7 protein-coding genes and 1 rRNA gene are annotated in these 7,079 nt (G+C 49.4%); all 8 read left to right on the plus strand.

All coding sequences use genetic code 11. From position 1 onward, the window contains the following. The first annotated feature begins 2 nt into the window (after positions 1–2). Positions 3–1,328 carry a preprotein translocase subunit SecY gene (gene secY / locus BZG72_RS07235; protein WP_046074806.1) on the plus strand — a complete coding sequence of 442 codons (1,326 nt, stop codon included), beginning with the start codon at positions 3–5 and terminating at the stop codon, positions 1,326–1,328. 27 nt (positions 1,329–1,355) lie between these two features. Continuing rightward, on the plus strand, positions 1,356–1,469 hold the full coding sequence (gene rpmJ, locus BZG72_RS07240; RefSeq protein WP_021024484.1) for a 50S ribosomal protein L36: 114 nt from the start codon (positions 1,356–1,358) through the stop codon (positions 1,467–1,469). A gap of 146 nt (positions 1,470–1,615) precedes the next feature. Beyond that, entirely contained in the window at positions 1,616–1,972 is a 357-nt protein-coding gene (gene rpsM / locus BZG72_RS07245; protein WP_046074807.1) for a 30S ribosomal protein S13, read from the plus strand. A gap of 18 nt (positions 1,973–1,990) precedes the next feature. After that, the gene (gene rpsK / locus BZG72_RS07250; protein ID WP_021024486.1) at positions 1,991–2,380 is read left to right on the plus strand and encodes a 30S ribosomal protein S11; all 390 of its coding nucleotides are present in this window, start codon (positions 1,991–1,993) and stop codon (positions 2,378–2,380) included. 40 nt (positions 2,381–2,420) lie between these two features. Next, the gene (gene rpsD, locus BZG72_RS07255; protein ID WP_046074808.1) at positions 2,421–3,041 is read left to right on the plus strand and encodes a 30S ribosomal protein S4; all 621 of its coding nucleotides are present in this window, start codon (positions 2,421–2,423) and stop codon (positions 3,039–3,041) included. Positions 3,042–3,064: 23 nt separating this feature from the next. Further along, a complete protein-coding gene (locus BZG72_RS07260) occupies positions 3,065–4,054 on the plus strand; it encodes a DNA-directed RNA polymerase subunit alpha (RefSeq protein WP_046074809.1) in 990 nt (329 codons plus the stop codon). 35 nt (positions 4,055–4,089) lie between these two features. Continuing rightward, positions 4,090–4,476 carry a 50S ribosomal protein L17 gene (gene rplQ, locus BZG72_RS07265; RefSeq protein WP_046074810.1) on the plus strand — a complete coding sequence of 129 codons (387 nt, stop codon included), beginning with the start codon at positions 4,090–4,092 and terminating at the stop codon, positions 4,474–4,476. A gap of 838 nt (positions 4,477–5,314) precedes the next feature. After that, positions 5,315–7,068: ribosomal RNA gene (locus BZG72_RS07270) — 16S ribosomal RNA — on the plus strand. Positions 7,069–7,079: the final 11 nt, after the last annotated feature.

Genomic DNA, 7,079 nt, shown 5'->3' on the forward strand with positions numbered 1-7,079 from the left:
AGATGGCAAAACAACCAGGACAAAACTTCAGTAGTGCAAAAGGCGGAGTCGCGGAGCTAAAAAGCCGCCTACTTTTTGTAGCAATGGCATTATTGGTATTCCGTGCCGGCTCTTTTGTGCCAATTCCTGGTATTGACGCTGCTGTACTTGCCGATCTGTTCGAACAGCAACAAGGGACCATCATTGACTTGGTTAACATGTTCTCTGGTGGTGCCCTTGAGCGTGCTTCGATACTGGCACTGGGCATTATGCCGTATATTTCGGCGTCGATTATTGTTCAGTTATTGTCAGTGGTTCACCCCGCATTAGCGGAGTTGAAAAAAGAGGGCGAATCTGGCCGTCGTAAGATCAGTCAGTATACCCGCTACGGCACGCTGGTGTTGGCAACTTTCCAAGCAATTGGAATCGCGACTGGGTTACCGAGTATGATGCCAGGTCTGGTGATTAATCCAGGTCCTGCGTTTTACTTTACTGCGGTTGTCAGTTTGGTCACAGGTACCATGTTCTTAATGTGGTTAGGTGAGCAAATTACGGAACGTGGTATAGGTAACGGTATCTCGCTGATCATTTTCACCGGGATTGTCGCGGGTCTGCCACCCGCAATTGGACAGACAATAGAGCAAGCGCGTCAAGGCGACATGTCTCCGCTTCTCTTGCTAGGTATCGCAGTGATCGTATTGGCGGTCGTCTACTTTGTGGTCTTTATGGAACGTGGTCAACGTCGTATCGTCGTTAACTACGCCAAGCGGCAACAAGGTCGCCGTGTCTTTGCAGCGCAAAGCACGCACCTGCCACTTAAGATCAACATGGCAGGCGTTATTCCTGCGATTTTTGCATCAAGTATTATTTTGTTCCCTGGCACGCTTGCTAACTGGTTTGGTAAGGGTGATCAAACAAGCTGGCTAACCGATGTGTCATTGGCACTGAGTCCGGGGCAACCAGCGTACGTAATACTTTATGCGGCAGCGATTATCTTCTTCTGCTTTTTCTATACAGCGTTGGTGTTTAACCCGCGAGAAACAGCAGATAATTTGAAGAAGTCAGGAGCGTTCGTACCTGGTATTCGCCCGGGTGAGCAGACTGCTAAATACATTGATAAAGTAATGACACGGTTAACCCTCGCAGGTGCCATGTATATTACCTTTATCTGTCTGATCCCCGAGTTCATGATGATTGCGTGGGATGTCCACTTCTACTTTGGTGGTACATCACTACTCATCGTAGTAGTCGTAATCATGGACTTTATGGCTCAAGTTCAGACTCATTTGATGTCTCAACAATATGAGTCCGTGTTGAAAAAAGCCAACCTCAAAGGCTACGGCCGCTAATAGGTTGTCTATTTACGGAGTTTAGCAATGAAAGTTCGTGCTTCCGTTAAGAAAATCTGCCGTAACTGTAAAGTGATCAAGCGTAACGGTACCGTTCGTGTGATCTGCAGTGAGCCAAAGCACAAGCAGCGCCAAGGCTAATAGCAGAATATTTTTCTTGCAAAATGAGGTCAGGCTGGCTACATTAGCCAGCCCACCTTTTGTATGTGCAAAAGAAGTGGTTATGCCGCTGCGTATCCTCGACGGGCTCTGCAGCGGTTCTACTTGAAAAGTACTAGGAGTGAATAGTGGCCCGTATAGCAGGCATTAACATTCCTGATCAAAAGCATGCTGTTATCGCATTGACTGCGATTTACGGCGTCGGCAAAACCACCTCTCAAGCTATTTTAGCTGATGCAGGTATTGCTGAAAGCACTAAGATCAGTGAACTATCAGAAGAACAGATCGACCAATTGCGTGACGGTGTCGCTAAGTACACCGTAGAAGGCGATCTACGTCGTGAAATTTCCATGAACATCAAGCGTCTTATGGACCTTGGTTGTAACCGCGGTATTCGTCATCGTCGCAGCTTGCCACTACGTGGTCAGCGTACGAAGACCAATGCTCGTACCCGTAAGGGTCCGCGCAAGCCGATCAAGAAATAATCGGGGTAGATAAGTACTATGGCTAAACAAGCAACTCGTGCACGCAAACGCGTACGCAAGCAAGTCGCTGATGGCGTCGCGCACATTCATGCGTCTTTCAATAACACAATCGTGACGATTTCTGACCGTCAAGGCAACGCTCTGGCATGGGCGACCGCCGGTGGTTCAGGTTTCCGTGGCTCTCGTAAGTCAACTCCATACGCTGCGCAGGTTGCTGCAGAGCGTTGTGGTGAAATGGCAAAAGAGTACGGCCTGAAAAACCTCGAAGTGATGGTTAAAGGTCCAGGTCCAGGTCGCGAGTCTACTATTCGTGCCTTGAACGCAGCGGGCTTCCGCATCACTAACATTGTTGATGCGACGCCAATCCCGCATAACGGTTGTCGTCCACCTAAGAAACGCCGCGTTTAATACGCACTAGCGCTGTTTCTTAGAATATTGGAGAAAGATCATGGCAAGATATTTGGGTCCTAAGCTGAAGCTTAGCCGTCGCGAAGGCACTGACTTATTCCTTAAGTCAGGCGTACGCGCGATTGATACCAAGTGTAAAATCGATAACGTCCCAGGCGTTCACGGTCAGCGTCGCGGCCGTCTGTCTGACTATGGCGTTCAGCTTCGCGAGAAGCAAAAAGTACGTCGTATGTACGGCGTAATGGAAAAGCAGTTCCGTAACTACTACAAAGACGCTGCCCGCATCAAGGGTAATACAGGTGAGAACCTGCTTCAGCTTCTTGAAGGTCGCCTAGACAACGTAGTTTACCGCATGGGCTTTGGCGCAACTCGCGCTGAATCACGTCAGCTGGTAAGCCACAAAGCGATCCTAGTTAACGGCAAAGTAGTTAACGTACCTTCTTTCAAGGTTTCGGCAAACGACGTGATTAGCATTCGCGAGAAAGCTAAGAACCAGGCGCGTATCAAAGCAGCTCTAGAAGTTGCCGCTCAACGCGAACTGCCAACTTGGATCGAAGTAGACAGCAAGAAGATGGAAGGCACATTCAAGCGCCTACCAGAGCGTTCTGATTTGTCTGCTGACATCAACGAACACCTGATCGTCGAGCTTTACTCTAAGTAAAGCTGAACTAAAGAGAGGACATAATGCAGGGTTCTGTAACAGAATTTCTTAAGCCGCGTCTAGTTGATATTGAACAAGTTAGCTCGACGCACGCAAAAGTAACTCTTGAACCCCTAGAGCGTGGTTTTGGCCATACTCTGGGGAATGCGCTACGTCGTATCCTACTTTCATCTATGCCAGGCTGTGCGGTGACGGAAGTTGAAATTGACGGCGTATTGCACGAGTACAGCACCAAAGAAGGGGTTCAGGAAGATATCCTGGAAATCCTACTTAACCTTAAAGGCCTAGCCGTTAAGGTTGAGGGTAAAGATGAAGTTATCCTTACTCTGACCAAGTCTGGTGCAGGCCCTGTTGTTGCAGGCGACATCACCCATGATGGTGGTGTTGAGATTGCGAACCCAGAACACGTTATCTGCCACCTGACTGATGCAAGCGCTGAAATTAGCATGCGTATCAAGGTAGAGCGTGGTCGTGGCTATGTACCAGCGTCTGCGCGTATCGATAGCGAAGACGACGAGCGTCCAATCGGTCGCCTACTTGTTGACGCAACGTTCAGCCCAGTAGATCGCATTGCTTACAAAGTGGAAGCGGCGCGTGTCGAACAGCGTACTGACCTCGACAAGCTGGTCATCGATATGGAAACTAACGGTACACTGGATCCTGAGGAAGCGATTCGCCGTGCGGCAACCATCCTAGCAGAACAGCTAGATGCGTTTGTTGACCTGCGCGATGTACGTGTCCCTGAGGAGAAAGAAGAGAAGCCAGAGTTCGATCCGATCCTACTGCGTCCTGTAGACGATCTTGAACTAACTGTTCGCTCTGCTAACTGTTTGAAAGCAGAAGCGATTCACTATATCGGTGATCTGGTACAGCGTACCGAGGTTGAGCTTCTGAAAACGCCAAACCTTGGTAAGAAGTCTTTGACTGAAATTAAAGACGTGCTGGCATCACGTGGTCTGTCTCTAGGTATGCGCCTAGAAAACTGGCCGCCAGCATCCATTGCTGAAGATTAATCAGAGACTGATTATTTAGTTAGAAGGATTAGGTCATGCGCCATCGTAAGAGTGGTCGTCAACTCAATCGCAACAGCAGCCATCGTAAAGCGATGTTCAGCAACATGGCTAGCTCGCTGGTAACTCACGAAGTTATCAAAACAACTTTGCCGAAGGCAAAAGAGCTGCGTCGCGTCATTGAACCGTTGATTACCTTAGCTAAAAACGACAGTGTTGCTAACCGTCGTGTAGCATTCGCTCGTACTCGTAACGACGAAGTCGTAGCGAAACTGTTTAATGAACTCGGCCCACGTTTTGCTTCACGTGCTGGCGGTTACACTCGCATTCTGAAATGCGGTGTTCGCTCTGGTGATAAAGCCCCAATGGCTTACATCGAGCTTGTTGATCGCCCAGAGCAAGACGCTGAGCAAGCTGCAGAATAAGTTTTATTACTTATAAGCAGCACCCAGAAAAGCCAGGCAACTCGCCTGGCTTTTTCTTTATCTAGCCTAGGCTTGTATAGAGCAAAATCCCTGATAGGTTTTCAATGTTTGTCTCCTTTCATACAAGAGGTCGGGGTACAGAGAATAAAATTTGCAGCATAAATGACAATTTTTAATGCTTAGGAAGCAAAACGAGGTTTAGTTGACCAAAAAAGGCGATATCGGACAAAAATAGACCGCTTAGTAAAAAACAAACAATTAATGATTGACGGATGTCACAAACGCTTTAGAATGCCGCCCTACTTAACGCAGATAGCGCGTTAGGGGAGTCAAAAAGAGGTTTTATTTCACCCGGCGGGTTGAAAATAAAAGATAAAATTTCTTCTTGACTTTAACGGCAAGGCGCGTAAGATACGCAGCCTTGACCAAGCGAAGCGCAGCTTCGCAATGTCAACGCTCTTTAACAATTTGACCTATGCAATCTGTGTGGGCACTCGTTGAGAATAGACAAAAAGATTTATTCGATGAACTGAGTGACCAAACGACAACTTTAATAGTTGTTCGGCACAGTCAATTCGTTTGTCTCGTAAGAGACGAACAAAACAGTATTTATCGAGCCGTTTGTCTTTCCTTTTRGGAAAGCAAACACCAAAACTTAAATTGAAGAGTTTGATCATGGCTCAGATTGAACGCTGGCGGCAGGCCTAACACATGCAAGTCGAGCGGAAACGGCAGTATTGAAGCTTCGGTGGATTTACTGGACGTCGAGCGGCGGACGGGTGAGTAACGGCTGGGAACCTGCCCTGACGAGGGGGATAACCGTTGGAAACNAAAACTTAAATTGAAGAGTTTGATCATGGCTCAGATTGAACGCTGGCGGCAGGCCTAACACATGCAAGTCGAGCGGAAACGGCAGTATTGAAGCTTCGGTGGATTTACTGGACGTCGAGCGGCGGACGGGTGAGTAACGGCTGGGAACCTGCCCTGACGAGGGGGATAACCGTTGGAAACGACGGCTAATACCGCATAATGTCTACGGACCAAAGGTGGCCTCTACATGTAAGCTATCGCGTTGGGATGGGCCCAGTTAGGATTAGCTAGTTGGTAAGGTAATGGCTTACCAAGGCGACGATCCTTAGCTGGTTTGAGAGGATGATCAGCCACACTGGGACTGAGACACGGCCCAGACTCCTACGGGAGGCAGCAGTGGGGAATATTGCACAATGGGGGAGACCCTGATGCAGCCATGCCGCGTGTGTGAAGAAGGCCTTCGGGTTGTAAAGCACTTTCAGCAGTGAGGAAGGTGGTGTACTTAATASGTGCAYGGCTTGACGTTAGCTGCAGAAGAAGCACCGGCTAACTCCGTGCCAGCAGCCGCGGTAATACGGAGGGTGCGAGCGTTAATCGGAATTACTGGGCGTAAAGCGCATGCAGGCGGTTTGTTAAGTCAGATGTGAAAGCCCGGGGCTCAACCTCGGAACCGCATTTGAAACTGGCAGGCTAGAGTCTTGTAGAGGGGGGTAGAATTTCAGGTGTAGCGGTGAAATGCGTAGAGATCTGAAGGAATACCAGTGGCGAAGGCGGCCCCCTGGACAAAGACTGACGCTCAGATGCGAAAGCGTGGGTAGCAAACAGGATTAGATACCCTGGTAGTCCACGCCGTAAACGCTGTCTACTTGGAGGTTGAGGTTTAAGACTTTGGCTTTCGGCGCTAACGCATTAAGTAGACCGCCTGGGGAGTACGGCCGCAAGGTTAAAACTCAAATGAATTGACGGGGGCCCGCACAAGCGGTGGAGCATGTGGTTTAATTCGATGCAACGCGAAGAACCTTACCTACTCTTGACATCCAGAGAACTTTCCAGAGATGGATTGGTGCCTTCGGGAGCTCTGAGACAGGTGCTGCATGGCTGTCGTCAGCTCGTGTTGTGAAATGTTGGGTTAAGTCCCGCAACGAGCGCAACCCTTATCCTTGTTTGCCAGCACATAATGGTGGGAACTCCAGGGAGACTGCCGGTGATAAACCGGAGGAAGGTGGGGACGACGTCAAGTCATCATGGCCCTTACGAGTAGGGCTACACACGTGCTACAATGGCAGATACAGAGGGCAGCGAAGCTGCGAAGTGGAGCGAATCCCTTAAAGTTTGTCGTAGTCCGGATTGGAGTCTGCAACTCGACTCCATGAAGTCNGGTGGGAACTCCAGGGAGACTGCCGGTGATAAACCGGAGGAAGGTGGGGACGACGTCAAGTCATCATGGCCCTTACGAGTAGGGCTACACACGTGCTACAATGGCAGATACAGAGGGCAGCGAAGCTGCGAAGTGGAGCGAATCCCTTAAAGTTTGTCGTAGTCCGGATTGGAGTCTGCAACTCGACTCCATGAAGTCGGAATCGCTAGTAATCGTGGATCAGAATGCCACGGTGAATACGTTCCCGGGCCTTGTACACACCGCCCGTCACACCATGGGAGTGGGCTGCACCAGAAGTAGATAGCTTAACCTTCGGGAGGGCGTTTACCACGGTGTGGTTCATGACTGGGGTGAAGTCGTAACAAGGTAGCCCTAGGGGAACCTGGGGCTGGATCACCTCCTTACTGACGCTATT

Source organism: Salinivibrio sp. PR6 (genome assembly GCF_001995955.1).
GTDB classification, from domain to species: domain Bacteria; phylum Pseudomonadota; class Gammaproteobacteria; order Enterobacterales; family Vibrionaceae; genus Salinivibrio; species Salinivibrio siamensis.